Here is a 17,425-nt window from a genome sequence, read left to right on the forward strand (position 1 = left end):
CTCGGCCTTAAACTTTCTTCATAAGCTCAATAAATTCTTCTGGAGTAATATTGATTTGACGCAAGATCTCTCTGGTCAAAGAACGACCTATATCTCTATTTTTATGATGAGGTAATGTTGTATATCTACCATCTGGGTGACGGTAAAATACATGACTTCCTTTCTGACGTTTGATCTCAAAGCCTAGATGTAACAAACTTCTCAAAAACCTTAGAGGAAACTAATGGTAATTTACTCATGCACCTACCGAAACTTGCTGAAAGCCAATAAACTCAGGTAATTGATTCAGCTCCTCTTCTGTGCATTCTTCCAAACACAATTCCGCCACATCTCGAAGATTCAGATACAATTCATCCAAAGTTTCCCCTTGAGTATGAGCTCCTGGTAGATTAGGAATAAAACCTGTGTAAAGACCTGTCTCCCTATCTTTTTCTATTTGTGCTGTAAACTGATGTTTCATAATTCCTATTTTCTCAAAGTTACGTACATATATAACAATTCCGCAAATGTTATGTTTCACTAAATAAGAAGTATTTTATTCAAATCACACAAACTCAAAATACTTCCTTTTTCATACATAGCATCAAAAGCCTCTTTCCTTCTACTTATTCAGTTGCTCATGAATCTCCTGCAACGGCTCTGCTAGTTCATAGAGGGTAAAAACTGCACGCTCCAGTTCTTCCCTATTGATGTAGGTCTGGTTTACGTAGTGGAGCAGGTAGATGACTTCATACAGGTCGTTTTTCATACTTTCTGGATGGCCCGAATAGATCAGGTTGATCAGTTAGGCGATCGGTTGGGTGTACTTTCAAACTATTTGATCCAACGAAAGTAAAAGAAATGAAAACTGTATCAGCAGTAAATATGCGAACAGGGCCTGGCACTGAATACAGAAAGATAGAAAAACTAATAAAAGGAGATACTGTTTACCTGATGGATTCAACATCAAACGAAAATTGGTATCAAATCAGATACAACTGGAACATCGAATACGTTAGTTCCAAATATATAATTCCTTAGAAATTCTATATTTTCATCTCTATTCTCTCACCTATAGTGTACCACCATTTGATCAACCATTGAATAATCGTGTATTAGGTAGTGTATAGCGTGTTTGTACATATTCCTCTATGGAATATGGATAAGTATTGATTTAGGATTCTACTTTCTTATACACTCTGAAAAGAGACAGAAATACCAAAAATGAAAAGAATACCTAATTCACATTAGACCCTACACTAAAACCCAACCTCACAATATCAAACTCCTTCATTTCAATCTCTACTACAGTGTAACCAAACACCCCACAAAACAAAAATGACCAACCCGCGAAGGTCAGTCATTATAATTATATCCTATCCACTATTATGGTCTTAGCGGACGCTACGACCAGTTGGTTCTTTTTCAAAAACAAAAACCTCTCGGATTACTTGCTTGAAATTGGGGCGGCTAAACCATGGGAGACATAAAAAAATCCCACCCCCTTTTTACAGAGTGTGGGATTTCTAATCTATTTCCTATCCTTCTCTGGTCTTAGCGGACGCTACGACCAGCGGGTTCTGAATTAATCATTTCCTTTATTTGGTTTCCGTCCAAATTGTATTTCTTGAAAATCAACTTAGTTCGTAGATCAAATTTTTCTTCAAATACTCTCAATCTCTCTTCACACCCCACCCTATTTGCCAATCCATACTGCGCATTATTTATATCTACTTTTAAACAACTCCCTTGTATTCCAGAATCTAATATTTCAACATTATAATAGTTCTCTTCTTCTCTAAGGATTTTAATCTCAGCTCCAAATTCCAGAACTAATATGTCATCTAAATTAATATTCCCTTTTTCATCAATTTTGTCCAACGGAGAAAAATTCAATCTTGAGTTTAGTTTAACAACATCACCCAGTTTAAACTTCAGGTTTGGCACCTTATACATAGAATTAACCTCTTCCCATGTTTCATAATGAGCAATCAAATACTCCTGAATTATTTCACGCTTAAAATCATTCTTTTCAGATTTTTTAGCACACCCAAACAACATCAGAGAAAAACTGACTAAAACAAAAACTAATCTTTTTACCAAAAAAATACTTTTCATAAATTCACATTTAATATTTCAGTTTCTACTTAAGATATTCATCTTCAAAAGCCTTATATCTTTGACTCATTCGCTGAGTATAATGTTCATCAATAAATTCATCTCTCATAAGTTTCTCTGAAAATGTCAAAGTGAATGAATTATTTTGAAGAGTCGAAAATGCAATAGCATATCCTGCCATTTCAAGATCACTACCATCACCAGGGTGCTGTCTAAAAGTATCAAAACCGTGCAAATAGTTATTCGGATTATTTACAATGAATTGAATTTTCGCTCCATTATATCCTGAATCTATATACTTCCCGCCTCTCAGCTTCTTAATTGAAATCCCCGTATCATACTTCCAACCAGTTATCTCACCTGTAATCATATTGTGAGTATATTCACGATTGAAATCCGCATTTGCCCTACCAATATTTTTTCTTACAAAATCTCTCTCCGCCATATAATCCGCAGTCCTATTCAATATTTGTACGGCCATTTCAAGTGCAATTTGTCCTCTACTTTGCTGCGGAGTTATATCAACATTATCAAGCATGGTAAATTCACCCAATTCACTCAAATTGAGTGCTTCTCCATCCAAGACAGCAAAATTTGTGACTTCGCTAGTGTTAGGATCGTTTAATACTCCAATTGCATTGCTCATTAGATTGTCCCATGCCATCTTATTTTCTTTCCTCTTTTCTTTCTTTTCCATCTCCGCTTCGTGATGGGCATGGGCATACGCTATTATTCCATCAGCCCAACCAGAAAAACTGTACCCATTGTTATGTTGAGTATAGTAAGGAGTCGATCCTTTGCTAGTAGCATCCCCAGGCAAGGGAATAATATCTAACCCTGTCGGATCATTAGCCATGATAGGATTATTCATAGCAAAATGACTAGGCGTTAAGCTTGCATACTTACTAGCTAAAAGATCCACCCCATGGAACCTACCTAAACTCGGGTCATACTTCCTAAAAGGTGTACTGTACCAATCAGTCATAGATTCCAGCTCACTACCTGCATTAAACTTGAAGTTTTGATCCGTGATCGCTGCTCTGGTGTAGGAGTTAAACGAGAGGCCGAATGGGTAGCAATCATCCTTTTACACTACAGGGTGCTAGCTAGGGTTTATAAATAAGGTCCACAATTTCTTGGTTAAACTCAATAGTATCCACTATTACCCCATCCTTTAGATTGAAATGCCAAGCCACGTTTTCAAGCGAATCAAAGTATTTAACAAAAATAATACTGTCTCTATATTCTACAAAAGTTTCTACCTTACCATTTATATAATAATTAACTGACTGATCAATTGGACGTCCATTTTCATATGTACTCACCGCCTTAATTTTCTGATTTTCATAATACGAAATCCACTTTCCTTGCTGTGAGCCATTGAAAAAATTTCCTTCAGCCAGAATCTGCCCATCGGGATAATACAAAACTCTTTTCCCATTCTCAATTCCATTTCTATAAGTTCTTGACTCATCTATAGCATTATCTTCATAATAGTAAAAAATTCCATTTAAAGTATCTTTCTTATAAAAAGCCTTACTCAAGGTATCTCCATTTGGAGCAAATTCAATCCAAAAACCTTCTTTCTTATTGTTAATTAATAATCCCTCTGATATTTTATTTCCCTCTTCACTGAAGACAGTAGTAATTGAATCCTTTTTTGAACATGCGATGGCAAAAAGAATTAATAAAAATCCAACATGCTTAAAATATGTACTTATCATTATTTCGTCAAATTTCGATTTGTATGTTCAATGTATTCTCTGGTAGTTTTTTTATGCCCAAACCCATTCTGGTAGTGTGTCCTTACTCTCCAAACCTCTCCTAATCCACCACTTGTTGTTCCCGGCAAGACTGTACTATCCTTATCTACTATTTTCATTTCTATGTTTTCTTCATAAGATGAATAATCATTTGGTCTTTCACTTCCTGATTTATCATCAGACAAATCTACGCCAATCAAATCAGCGACTTTGCTTAATGATTCAGCAATGGCCAATAACCCTGATTCAAATTTACCCATACCTCCTCCACCGATAAGTTCGAACAATCCTTCTGCATCAATTGCAGATGCTTCTTTGGATGTTGTTTGAGTAGGGTCAGCACCACCTTCTCCTTCAAATACATATCCTCCTTCTTGATCGTATTCAGTTTCTTCGTTGTTCTCATCACCCTCTTCATCTTCATCAGCTGCAAAAAATCTCTCCACATCAGCCATAACTTGGTCAGCCCAGCCACCAAAGCCATAACCGTAATTAAGCTCAGGCATAAAACAACTACCACATCCACTTCCACTTCTAGCCTCATCTACAGGATCGGTTTTCAAGCCTGTCGGGTCATTACCCATTATCGGATTGTTCAATCCGAATTGACTAGGTGTTAGACTCGGATACAAAAATGCCAAAGCATCCACCCCATGGAATCTGCCCAGGCTCGGATCATACTTTCTGAATGGTGTACTGTACCAATCGGTCATAGATTCCAGTTCACTACCTGCATTAAACTTAAAGTTTTGATCAGTGATCGCTGCTCTGGTGTAGGAGTTAAACGAGAGGCCGAAAGGGTAATAGTCGTCTTTCTGCACTACCGGACTATGCGTCTGGGTCACCTTAAAATCATCGAAAAATACGTCCATCGGAGTGTCTTCTTCATTAGAAAGATAAATATAGACATATCCGGGCTGATCGAAGGTCAACTGATGACTCAGTTTTTCATGATCGCCATTCTCACCTCTTTCTTCTGCCACAGTGCTGATTTGTTGAAATCCAGTCCTGGTAGAGTCCACTTTATAGTTGCTATCAAACACCAAATAATCCAGAAATCCCTGATATACAATCAGCCCCTTCAATAAACCACTGTGTTACATTATAAGATTTCTAAAATTCTATCTTTCAGTCTCTCCTGTCCTGTGACCCAACACCCCACAAAACAAAAATGACCAACCCGAAGGTCAGCCATTTTATCAAAGTTCTATTTTAAAAAGCAGTCTCTGCGCTACTCAAATCATGCTTTTTATCAATAGGTGATAATTGGATACATGACTACTAATAACGAGGTACTTCGTTGGCATCAACCCATTGTAAACTTTCAGGTTCTATGACACTTGAATCATTCCAAACAGTTACTTTCAATCTTAATCTGGTCCTAGGATCTTCATTAGTCATACATTCAACATAATAAATCCCGTTATCAGTAGCTTCAACTTCGGTAACTATTCTTACACTGTCAAAACCAAACCTAATTACTCTCTTAACTTCAATGGAATCATCGTTAATCAAAAACTGACTCTTTTTCCCAACCACTTTCCCTCCATTTTTACCTTCAACAACTACTCCAATAGGAGGAAAGCTTACATCTGCATCCCAATACCCAATTTGCAAATTAGGAGGTAAATCGAGTGTTTCATTATAAGCAATCAAGTTTTCAGTAATAGAAGGCACAGTCTTCCACCACAGCACAAAACCTACAACTAATAATATCATTAAAATAATTATAGTCTTAAAGTACATCACATTTATAGATTAAAAAGGTGCATAAATTATAGTTGCAGGAATCGTTATGGTTCTCGGAACATATGGATAAGGAGTTCCTCCAAACCTTTCTAAATTAGGTCCCATACCATCTGGTGTATTCACTGGTCCTCCTAAGTATCGTTCATCAATAAAATCTGGATCCCAAAATCCATCGTTTACAAAGAGCTTGTAGGTAATAGAATTATTATCTGGATTAGACGAATATTTTACATTAGTTCTTCCAATATGAAATACTCTATCAGTCATATTAACATTGAATTGACCAGAAGTACTCTCTCTACCTAAAACTATGTCATTATGGAAGTTTCTAAACCTAGATGAATTCATAAGAGACCGACTAGTCTTTGGTCCTATCTCCTGAGGAGATCCATCTCCGGTTAAATATTGCATAGTTGCATCCCAACTATTATCTACTCCTTTATTTGTTTGAACCTCCCATGCCCCAGAGTAATACTTATCAGCTGATTGCGATTCGTCACCTCCTAAAGCCAGCCATTCCTCACGTGAAATTTCTTTACCTCCATGTTCGTTCCATTGCAAAACATTTCCACCTCCATCAGCAGCCAATTCATCTAAGTCTTCATATGAAGAACTATTTCCCTCAGAGTCAATAGTGGTTATATCAGGACCTGAATCAGAATCTTTAGCTACATTTTTAGCATGCTCAAGTCTCATCCAAGCACGTGCAGAAGCAATAATTCCATCTGCCCATCCTCCAAAACCATAACCATTGTTAAGTTCTGGCATATAGCACGTACCACATCCATTTCCGCTTCTTGCATCAGCTACAGGATCGGTTTTCAAGCCTGTCGGGTCATTACCCATTATCGGATTGTTCAATCCGAATTGACTAGGCGTTAGACTCGGATACATACTCGCCAGCGCATCCACCCCATGGAACCTACCTAAACTCGGATCATACTTCCTGAATGGCGTACTGTACCAATCAGTCATAGATTCTAGCTCACTACCTGCATTGAACTTAAAGTTTTGATCCGTGATCGCTGCTCTGGTGTAGGAGTTAAACGAGAGGCCGAAAGGATAGTAATCGTCTTTCTGTACGACAGGGCTATGCTTCTGTGTGACCTTAAAATCATCGAAAAATACGTCCATCGGAGTGTCTTCTTCATTAGAAAGATAAATATAGACATATCCCGGCTGATCGAAGGTCAACTGATGGCTGAGTTTTTCATGATCTCCATTATTACCTTTTTCTTCGGCTGCAGTACTGATCTGTTGGAATCCACATCTGGTGGAATCTACCTTATAGTTGCTATCAAAGACCAAATAATTCAGATACGCCTTGGGCGCACCTTCTGGGCTTCTGTTGCCACTGAAGAAGTCTGCAAAAGGAAGTCCCGAGGCATTGTTGGCTGCTTCATAGACCACGTCTGATGCTCCTCCTGCGATATTGGCCGCCACTGTATTGAGCAGAGCTGTCCAGCTCGCTGAGCTGTCATTGTGGTAGTACTTGGCAAAGACCTCCATGTCTACGGTATCCCCCGGCATCACCATCAGTGACTTGGCTAGCCCAATTCTTCTGTCAGCACTTCCATCGAGATGTATCGCATAGCCCGTGCTGTCTGTGGTGTGATCAAACAGTGTAGACTTAATACGTGTCACCTCCTCATACTTCTCGAAGTAGGCTTTGATGGCTGTAGTGTCCTGATCTTCCATGGTCGCCAAGTAGGTATCCTCGTCTATCTCCGTTTTGAAAGTCACACGGATGTTGCCCAAGTGATCGGTCAGGTGGTATTGGTACTCCCACCGGTCTGACCCTTCGAGAGCCTCAGGGTGACAGACTACACGCCCTTGATCATGAGCCATAAACTGCAAGGTGTCGTTTTCGTACACAAACCCGCCGATGTAGTCGGTGCGTCTGGTTTCCACTCCATCGATATAATGTACTTGTGCAATTTTTTGTGCGCCTGCATAGATGTTTTCAGTATACTGCGTTCGGGTACTATCGCCTTCGACGTGGCTCAGGCTGACAGTGACAGGTTGGTTTAGGTGATTGTAGGTCAGTGCTGTGATGCCTTTGTTTTTGTCCATCGTCAGGTTGCCGTTGGCATCATAGGCATAGTCGTCTCCTTCTTTATTTCCATCATTAAAACCTGTTGATTTATCTGAAGCGTCCGTCACACCCATTAGATGATTGGTATTTTCATTGTAGGCATATACCAAATCATCAATCATTTGATTCGTTGTATCCGCGTGGGTGCCTTTACGTTTCAATGACTTGATGTTTCCATTGAGATCATAGCTGATGGCGGACAGGTCATAATTAGTCGCTTCGCCCAATCCGGTCGCTTCACTGATCCTGTTCATCTCATCATACTGGTAGTCGAAGCCATTGGTCTGGGTTTCGAATGGGTTTTTCCATTCTATTTCACCTATGGTGCCATCGAACTTAGCATGAGTAGCATCCTGATATTTGAAGGCCATCTCAAAGAGATGCTCCTCTTCATCATTCGGGTCGTTCATTTTGGTAATTTGCCCTCGAATGTTATACGCATAATCTACTTCATCAAACCCATCGGCCAGTATTTTGTTTTTTAGCTGTCCCAGCGCATTGTAGCTGTTGCTGACTAGTACTTTTACCTGGCCGCTTCCTATTCGGTGCGTCGTGGTCAGGTGTCTGCCCATACGGTCGTAAGTGTATTCCTGTGTAATGTTCAAATTCCCGATTTGCGCATCGGGACTTTGGTGTGCTACATAGGTTTTCATGAGCAGGCCACGCCAGTGATACTGGGCGGTCATACGATCGGTACCACCTTTATGATTTTGAGTTACGGTCTGCACCACACGATAGTCATTGTCGTAGAAATTGACTGTACGCACAAACTGATCGGTAGTCCCTGAGATTTTAGCCATTGATCCGGTAGTCAGCCCTTTCACTCCAAACGTACTTTGGGCTGGAATGAGTTTGTTTTCGGTATTATCAAATACATTCAATGGCAATTGGAATTCTTCACTCGTGAAGTCATAATCGTCGTAGTAAGTGACGGACAAGATCTCATCGATGGTGATACCTACGGGATAGGCTGTATTGGTATACTGAACCAATCCATTAGTATCAAAAGATTCAACCCCGTCACTACTGGCTACTGCTGCACGGATACTTTCTACATCTCCTGTAATGACCTTCTCTCCAGTGATCACTGGTCGGTTGAATTGATCATACTTTACAAAGGACCATTTATCTTCCATACGCTGGTTAGGGGTCTGGGTCAGTACGACCCGGTCGCGTGCATCGTAGACGATGTACTCCCAGCCGGATCCCGGCACTAGCTTAGCGATCAAACGATGGCGTTGATCATATTTGTATTGAAAAATATGCTTGGCCAATTCTTCAGGGGCAATCGAAGCAAATGAAACATTTACCAAAAGTTTGTCTTCGGTAGTACCCCCCGGAGCGGTAGTGTAGGCATAGGTGAGTTCGTGTAGACCTTCTCCCGCAACCCTCGGATCAAAAGTATCCTCGACAACCCCAACACCTGACCAGCTTCCTCCAGCCGGACTTCCGGATAGTGCCATGGGCTGATCATCCGATGTAGTCACCTGATCATCTCCGGCTACTGCCACACAAGCAATAGCCTCAATTTGTTTGGTATCGCTAAAAACGGTACAACCCTCTATGGTTACTGCCCTCCGGTAATAACTGTTGTGTGCTTGGGGCACATAATTCTGACTGGTAGCCGAAGAAATGTCCGTCCAAACATTTCCATCTGCAGACTCCTGCCATTGATAAGTGGCGCCATAGGATGAAAGATCCGATCCCACGATAGGGTCTGCTACATATTCTTCACAAATCACCAAATCAGACCCGATAGATCCTGGATCTATAGCGGACTTTACTTCTACAAATATTTCATTTGAAAGCAAACTATTGCAGCTCGTGCTGGCTTGTCTTCGGTAGTACGCCGATTGGGACGAATCGGCCAGCGCCAAAGCATTCGAAGTAGCACCCGCTATGTCCGACCAATTGGATTGATCAGTGGAGGTTTGCCACTGATAGCCATAGTTACCATCGGCTCCGGTTGGGCTGGTAGCCGTAATTTCGCCGGTCTCAATGTAGCATAAGCTCGAAGGGCCGGCAATTGTACCAGATGTCATCGGTTCATAGACATTCACGGCAATCACATTGCTACTTAAAGTGGACCCACAGGAAATCACATTTCTTCTAAACCAGGTAGTCTGAGTCAAGGCTGCAGGGTCGTATGTCGAGGCTGTCGCCCCAACAATATCAGAAAAACCACTAGACGCACCAGTCGCAGACAGCTGCCACTGGTATGCTCTGCTATCCCCTCCAGAGGCTGACACTTCGTTGGACAAAGCAGCAGCGTCTGTGTTATAACAGATGGTTTGACCATTGCCGATACTACCCGACAGCAGTTCATCATGAATGGTGACTTTTATAGCCGCAGTGTACTTCGTACCACATCCCGATCCAGAGGTTACACCTCTTCTATACCAGGTGGACTGAAAAAGAGCCGGTGGATCATAAGTGCTATTAGTTGCACCTGCGATATTGGAATACCCACTAGATGCGCTCGTAGTAGACTTTTGCCATACATAACTCAGACCTGTGCCTCCAGTTGCAGACGATGTATTACTGAAGGCCACTGGGTCATTGCCATAACAAAGGGTCTGTGCTTGATCTATACTCCCTGCATTTAAATTGCCATACACTGTCAACTGAATGACATTGGTATATTTGGTTCCGCAGCCAGAACTAGAGGTTACCCTTCTTCTATACCACGTGGTTTGCGTTAAAGCAGGAGGGTTATACGTACTGCTGGTAGCTCCACTGATATTGGAGAACCCACTAGAAGAACTAGTAGTGGATTGTTGCCACTGGTAGGTTCGAGTGGCACCCCCTGAAGCAGAGGCGGTATTCGTCAATGTACTCGCATCGTTGTTATAGCACAGGGTTTGAGCATTGCCAATACTTCCTGCACTGAGATTAGACCTTACGGTTACTTTTATCACATTGGTATACTTAGTTCCACAGCCTGAACTAGAGGTCACTCTTCGTCGGTACCAGGTACTCTGAGTGAGTGCTGGCGGGTCATAGGTACTCCCAGTCGCTCCACTGATATTAGAAAAACCACTGGATGAGCTCGATGTTGATTTTTGCCATTGATAGGTACGCGTAGCTCCTCCTGAAGCCGAAGCTGTGTTCGAAAGGGCGCTTGGATTACCATTGTAACACACCGTTTGTGCATTGCCAATGCTTCCTGCTGATAGATTACCTCTTACTGTGATTTTTTCGCTGGCTGCATACTTGGTGTATCCACAGGAGGTTACTCGACGGCGGTAATACCTGGTAGCCGTCAGATTACCTGGTGAATACGACGTGCCCGTTGCTCCTGAAATGTTGGACCAACTGGAATTATTACTCGATACTTGCCATTGGTAGCTATAGGAAGATAATCCTCCGCTTGCACTCGATGAGTTACCCAAAGTACCTGCTGAGGCGCCATAACAAATGGTTTTAGCCCCGCTGGTATTGCCAGCATTCAGGTTATTAGGGTTTACCGATTTATATCCTGCACTTAATGCACTCCCCCATGCTCCATTATAAGGGTTGTAGGAACGAAGGTAAACATTCCTAGAACTAGAAAATGTGTACGTATTGCTCTGATAACTTTTGCTGGTGCCACTTGATGAACTTTGCCAATACCATACTGTACCAGCAGGTGCGTTAGAATTCCTTTTTACTTTTGTCGACCCACAATTATAAGTTGTGGTAAACGATGTATTAGGTCTGGCAGGTGTGCCACTAGTACCACCTCCGCCTCCGCTTCCTCCTCCACTACCACCTCCTGGGTCTGGATCAGGTGCTGGTCCCTGGGCAAAACTGCTAAAACAGGCCATAGCAAAAAGAAATACAAGGCCGAAAAAAATTGTGTTATTTGGTCGTAATCTCATGATCTTATTGCTATTTCTATTGCTGATTTAAATTTTCTAAGGCTTTCGGAGGAATCACAGCTACGACGTTTCCGTATTCGTCGTAGATTGAATAAGTATCCGCCCATCCGCCATCTATGGAAGGTGCCTGCTCTCTTTTCAGTATCGCCTGACCGGACTTGTTGATAAACACAATCTTCGTCTGGTTATCTTCGGTGTATGTGACTTGTTTAATAAGTAAGCCGGGTGCATAACTGCCGACAACCGCAATTTGACCATCTATCACCTCCCAGTGTATCACCTCATCTGAAAGCGTGTTATTCAATTGCTCTTTTCTTACCTTGCGATCATTGTTCTTCCAGTCTTCTCCCGGACCAGTCACAGTCTTCACTCTATTCATGGGTGAATCATCGTAGGTCAATTCTGTATAGGGTCGAGCGTCATGGGCTACATCTGACTCCGTAGCATAAAATTCAACCTGATCATTCCATGCAGAAGCTCCTGTGTGAAATGTTCCGTTGTACGCTGCGGCATAAGGCATACGAATCTTTGGGGTACGTCCAAAATCATCATAGCTCTGAGACTGAACAATATCTCGTCCATCAGGCGCAGCATTCTCCACAATTGATTGGATAGGACGCCCATAATCATCTCTATAGGTTGTTGATCTGATAACATCTGAATCCAAACTGGAAGAGATATCCGCTTCCTCTGTAGGGGTCAAATAAGTCTCCACCGCATTGTAAGATCTTATTGAAAGCGTCAAATGTCCTTCCGTTATTTCCACCGCTCCTAAATCTGTTAAACATTCTTCCGGTGAAATACTCAGGTAATAAGAAGCCTGAACGGAATAATTTCCATTTTCCAGGTCAATAGAAGCGCTTCTGGTATTTCCTTTAAATACATCTATCTGGCCGCTACCATCAGAAATCTGATAATAGGTGTCTTCTGATGCATTGATCACATGAATCTTGTTATATGAATAAGGGTGATCTAGGATACGCCCTCCTCCTACTACTGTCTTCATATCAGGAGGGGCTCCCATATCAAATTCCCTAGAAACGGGCTTTGAAAGACACGTGCTGGAAGCAGCACCGCCATCTCCCATAGCAAAATAGTAAGTACCCGATGAACTAATGGTAAGTAAGTCAAACGCCTCTGCATCAGCTTTCTGTCCGGTCTTACCCAATGAATAGTATGGGTAAGTTTGGGCTCCTTCGATATTTCTGGCGTATATATAACTACACGGTATCCCCTCGTTCATTGGAAATTCGTCGATAGCCAATTCACGTTCGGGGTATTCTACAATTGTGGCTTTCACAGCCGTCCTGGTTACAGATCTACAATCATCTTTCAATACTCCGGCATAATAAGTTTTATTGCTTTTTATATTTTCAATTAGATATGTCGGTCCCGTTCCTATAACCCCTCCACCCGAGGGATAGGCGTACCATTCAATTGTTCCACCGTCTGATGCACCATTAACCCTTAGTTCAACATCTTTACCATAGCATACGTTCTCTTGATGAATAGGAGCCGGTTTAAACGGATTCTTCTTAACATACCTGGGAATAACTGTAGTATGCGACCATATATTATGATATTTTACTTTTGCCCGCAAGTATAGATCTGGTTTACCTTCCACCTGAGTAACCACTTTTTCAGGACTATCGTCCTCCTGACCCATACCATCCACAGTCGTCTGCCAATACCATTCTTCATTCCCCCTTGAATTCAGTTCCTCCAAATCCATCTTATATGTAGTTACTCCACATTCTACATCCATAGTATAGGTCGGTGGTGCGGGGTTATAGAGAATAGAATAATCAACCACCCTGGTACCAGACCAGCATTCACTTATTCGATTATAGGCTCTTAGCCATACTCTATCTCCCGAATAAACTGTATATTCTAAATCGTTGTTAGCCTGGCTGGTTCCATTTTCTGTCGTCTGCCAATAGAAATAGGTATTTGGATCAGACGGCGCAGGCATTGTCAGCAGCGTATTTCCTCCATTGTTTGTTTCAGTAGGTGCCGGTGGGTGCTCTGGAATCTGATGAACTGAATAGTATACGATTTTGGTGTCAGACCAACAGCCCGAAGTATTATGCCTTGCTTTAATATAAGCTTTATCACCTGAGGTTTTGGAAATGGCATTGTTAGAATTGTTCATTTCGTAGCTTGTTTCCGTACTCTGCCAATACCAGGTTACTCCAGAAGGACGGTTTTGCCCAACGAGCGTAGTTGAACCACAGTGATATTCTACAGACACCGTAGGTTCGCTTGGATCTACTTTAAAACCTGAATTCACTTGAACTCGAAGCGATTCATATTCATCACTCCAGGTTTGACTAGGTGCATAGTAAGTGCGGATATAATAAGTGGCCGAGGTACTTGTAGCATTATAGGGCGAATGATTACTAGCTGAATAATCCGTACTTATACCATCTTGGCTAGTCTGCCAATACCAGGCGTATCCAACTGGCGGTGTACTCGTAGCCTTCAATACTGTATAACCACATTCGTGAGTCTGAGAGACCTCCGTATCAGGATCAGGTGGTAGCGTTGTACCACCGCCTCCTCCACCGCCTCCACCAACAGCTGGGGGGTCCTCAGGTGGAGGTGGTGGGCCTTGTGCTAAAAGCCGTTCAGCAGAAACTAAACAAAAAACTAATAAAAGGAAGGATATTAAGTATTTCATCTTTATTGGAATTGCTTATTTGATATAATAGGATTGGGTTGCCCGAACATGACCATCATGGTCCTTGGTGTGTTTGGGTCTTCCGGCGGGATCATATGTATGATAACTCATTCTACCATTAGGGTCCTGACTCGAGGTAATTCCAACGCCTTCTTCATAGGTATAACTACTCACTCTTGCGTCAGACAATTGACTTCTAAGTGTCGTATTTTGCTCAGCCGAAAGCTCACCCGATAAACGAAGATTAGCATTGAGCCCAAGGGCATTCATAACCTGATCATAGGTGGCATTCACAATGGCTGCTACCACATACTTGCCTCCATAACCGCGTATATAAGTCGTAGGCACTCCTGCACGAGATATTTCACTTAGTATATGACCTTGATCGTCTCGCTTCAGCGTCCGTCTTTGCCACTGATAGGAGGAATGGAATGACTCTCCGTTGTTAGATTCTGAAAAAGATGATCCAACTTCATATTGTAAGATCTCTTTAGCAGAGAAATAATTGTAATCAGCATCATATTCATAAGCCACCGCTCGTGCATTTACTACCTCCCCTTCTTCCTCTGTGATAATTTCAATTGGAGTATTCAAAAATCTATCACTTATCATGGTAGAGATTAAGCTGCCGGGCGAAGCAAAATCCTGCGGATACCTAGTTGTTGTTTTTTTTGTTTTGCCTTCAGAATCCAGGGTCTCAATTCTGGTGAGATAGGGATGTTCTGAGTTATCATAATAATAATGAGTAGTGCTTTCTACAGGGTTTTCGGCATTCTCGTCAAACATTTGGGTAACTACCTGATGTGCTTTCGGCTTGAATACGTGGTAGTTGTATCCACTAACATCATAACGTTGGTATTCAGGGTCATCTTGTGACTCAAATCTCTTTCGGATCACATACGCCGGAATGACCTTGCTATGCTCAGCCTTTAAATCATATTGAGTCGTATCACGTTTTAGAACCTTCCAACTTCCCTCTTCTTTTTTAAAGGTTTCTCTGGATTTTAGAAGCCCTCTATTCCAATTATCATTAGACCATGGGCTATCCTGGATAGGATTACCTGAAATAACTTCCGGTGCACTCTGAGTACCAATGTTGTATTGCATCTGATACCCACCATTTTCGAAATTATCACCACCTTGACTAACAGTGACGTACTCATACTGTACTCCCTCATTGCCACTTTTATGCAGCAAGTTTCTAGAATGAGAACTAAGAATAAGGTACTCGCACTCTTCTCCTTCCTGAGTAAGTGTGGTATTGCTGTAATAGGATCTATAAGGATACTTTTCATAAGTGACGCCAGAACTGACAGTATAAGACTCTTTTGGTCCGTAATAATATCTGGTGGATGATTCTCGTCCGGATGAACCATCCAAGGCCGTAACCACTTTCAATCTTACACCACCAATCGTCACAGATCCAGTGGATTCAACAATGGTAGGCTCTTTCTGACTAAAAGTTACTTCAACATTATTGGTGCTATTGGCTACTAGTTCCAGTTTGTAGTATACCCCTTGAGCTGCACTAAAAGAAATCTCTCCACTTGCTTCAATGTTATAGTTAGACAGCCCAGGCAGATAGCTCTCAGACAATTCATCTCTAACCTTTAATGTTCCTGAAGAACCAACTCCGGGAGTTCCTTGTACTTCAATATTTAGGGTAATCGTCTGATCGTAATAGGATAAAAACTGATAGTCTTTACTTCCTGCTCCCGATGGAGCAGTAAGACCTCTGAAGAGTATGGTTGGGGTTCCTGCAGATTTAATAACGTCTTCAACTACATGACCTTCATATTCATAATAAACCGTCTTACCAGAAGGATGTTTAATAGACTCCAACATTCCCACTTTAGCATATTGAGCATTGGGTTCTCGATTTGCCCCGTCCAAACCAAAATGTAGTGTAGTGGGTACATCCAGCAGCACATTGTTTTTAGGGACAAATTGATTATTGTCATCGTTCGTTGTGGCACCGTTATAATATCCCCAATGATCTTGAGCAAAGGAGCCAAAAGCAGGTAGCCCTGAAGGGTTATAGTAGGTCATCGCATAATTCGAAACCTCTATTCCATCTGAGCCCTTATGAGTAACCTTTTCGAGGAAATGACGACCGTTTACAGACGAGTAATCCAGTACAACTTGATTGATCAGGTCTTGATTCGAATCAAACCGAGATACCGAGGATAGTCTTACTCCCTCTTCGGAAGTATCATAATCAAAGGAACAAGATCCCCATCCAGAACTAGATATTGTTGAAACAAAAGGAGTCTGATATTCTACCGTGTCTCCCTGAATTTCCTGGCTTGACTCACTAAAGCCTGTGCCGCATGGTTGGGCGCTATTCAAGGAAGATAATTTGTATTGGAAACCTTTCTGAGTACTATAAACTGTATACTTTTCATAAGTAAAATCAATTTGCTGCCCGGTAGGATGTATCACATTAACCAGATACCATGAAGTAGTTACCGATGACTCAACCTGCTCGTTTTTTTCTCCGTCCACTGTTCCAAACTTGTATTCCATACCGTCATCAGTTTTGATGGTAAATACCATCATATCGCTTGAAACAGAAATTTCCCAATTTCGGTACTCCAACGGTACAAATGTGCCAGTGGAATCCAACACAAAAGTGCCTTGAGCCCCGCCAAATTGATATGAAAACAGATCAGGTTCACTGTCTCTGGTATCATCCTCAGCTACGATCTGCACATAGCTCTTGTCAACAGGATCGTTCATATCTAAACTTTCCTTCACTCCAACAGGTGAGTTAATGTCATCTGCTTGATCTCGTATCTCTCTACTGATCATTCCACCGGCCTGTAAAGACCAATTGTGCCCTACATGAGAAGATTCCTGAGCAACAAGGGTTCCTCCAGAGTAGTAGCTCAGTGAAACTGGAACCGTGTAAAAATCAGTACTAAACGCATTCAATGGGATACCCAAACGAACCGCTCCATTATTCCCAACTGATGTTGACGCTGAGTTTGAGGAGTTAATAGATGGACTAACAAAACCTTCATAGTTGGTTACTTGTTTGGGTGCTTCCTGAGCATGCGTAAGGTTGGCAACTGTGTTTAATTGTACTGTTAGCAGACAGGTCAACATCAGTTGTGAAAAATTTAAATTCATATGTTTCAGTTGTTTTGACATGGATATACTTCCTTAGGGTTATTGTCTT

11 protein-coding genes and 1 pseudogene are annotated in these 17,425 nt (G+C 41.7%); 1 reads left to right on the forward strand and 11 read right to left on the reverse strand.

Annotated features, from left to right (window positions below; all coding sequences use genetic code 11):
- Positions 1-7: 7 nt before the first annotated feature.
- From R8N23_RS13655 to R8N23_RS13665, 3 genes are all read right to left on the reverse strand, one after another.
- Positions 8-205 (reverse strand): type II toxin-antitoxin system HicA family toxin, encoded by a 198-nt coding sequence (locus tag R8N23_RS13655; RefSeq protein ID WP_318172166.1) that lies wholly within the window; start codon positions 203-205, stop codon positions 8-10.
- Positions 206-235: 30 nt separating this feature from the next.
- The gene (locus R8N23_RS13660; protein WP_318172167.1) at positions 236-460 is read right to left on the reverse strand and encodes a type II toxin-antitoxin system HicB family antitoxin; all 225 of its coding nucleotides are present in this window, start codon (positions 458-460) and stop codon (positions 236-238) included.
- Between the two features lie 141 nt (positions 461-601).
- Positions 602-748, reverse strand: coding sequence for a hypothetical protein (locus R8N23_RS13665; RefSeq protein WP_318172168.1), 147 nt, complete (start codon positions 746-748; stop codon positions 602-604).
- Between the two features lie 92 nt (positions 749-840).
- Between R8N23_RS13665 and R8N23_RS13670 the strand changes: the two genes are divergently transcribed.
- Positions 841-1,020, forward strand: a complete 180-nt coding sequence (locus R8N23_RS13670; RefSeq protein WP_318172169.1) for an SH3 domain-containing protein — start codon at positions 841-843, stop codon at positions 1,018-1,020.
- Positions 1,021-1,533: 513 nt separating this feature from the next.
- Here the strand turns inward: R8N23_RS13670 and R8N23_RS13675 are convergent.
- The 8 genes and pseudogenes from R8N23_RS13675 to R8N23_RS13710 form a co-directional block, all read right to left on the reverse strand.
- A complete protein-coding gene (locus R8N23_RS13675; RefSeq protein WP_318172170.1) occupies positions 1,534-2,097 on the reverse strand; it encodes a hypothetical protein in 564 nt (187 codons plus the stop codon).
- 25 nt (positions 2,098-2,122) lie between these two features.
- A pseudogene (locus R8N23_RS13680) lies at positions 2,123-3,160 on the reverse strand (RHS repeat-associated core domain-containing protein); the annotation flags it as partial.
- A gap of 43 nt (positions 3,161-3,203) precedes the next feature.
- Positions 3,204-3,821 (reverse strand): hypothetical protein, encoded by a 618-nt coding sequence (locus tag R8N23_RS13685; protein ID WP_318172171.1) that lies wholly within the window; start codon positions 3,819-3,821, stop codon positions 3,204-3,206.
- A complete protein-coding gene (locus R8N23_RS13690) occupies positions 3,821-4,945 on the reverse strand; it encodes an RHS repeat-associated core domain-containing protein (RefSeq protein ID WP_318172172.1) in 1,125 nt (374 codons plus the stop codon). Before R8N23_RS13690 ends, R8N23_RS13685 begins: the two co-directional genes overlap by 1 nt.
- Before the next feature lie 196 nt (positions 4,946-5,141).
- Positions 5,142-5,579, reverse strand: a complete 438-nt coding sequence (locus R8N23_RS13695) for a hypothetical protein (protein ID WP_318172173.1) — start codon at positions 5,577-5,579, stop codon at positions 5,142-5,144.
- Positions 5,580-5,618: 39 nt separating this feature from the next.
- Positions 5,619-11,510 carry an RHS repeat-associated core domain-containing protein gene (locus tag R8N23_RS13700; protein WP_318172174.1) on the reverse strand — a complete coding sequence of 1,964 codons (5,892 nt, stop codon included), beginning with the start codon at positions 11,508-11,510 and terminating at the stop codon, positions 5,619-5,621.
- 70 nt (positions 11,511-11,580) lie between these two features.
- The gene (locus R8N23_RS13705; protein WP_318172175.1) at positions 11,581-14,244 is read right to left on the reverse strand and encodes a DUF6443 domain-containing protein; all 2,664 of its coding nucleotides are present in this window, start codon (positions 14,242-14,244) and stop codon (positions 11,581-11,583) included.
- A 15-nt stretch (positions 14,245-14,259) separates the two neighbouring features.
- Positions 14,260-17,376, reverse strand: coding sequence for a hypothetical protein (locus R8N23_RS13710; RefSeq protein WP_318172176.1), 3,117 nt, complete (start codon positions 17,374-17,376; stop codon positions 14,260-14,262).
- Positions 17,377-17,425: the final 49 nt, after the last annotated feature.

The sequence above is a fragment of the Reichenbachiella sp. genome, from assembly GCF_033344935.1.
In the GTDB taxonomy this organism is placed as follows: domain Bacteria; phylum Bacteroidota; class Bacteroidia; order Cytophagales; family Cyclobacteriaceae; genus Reichenbachiella.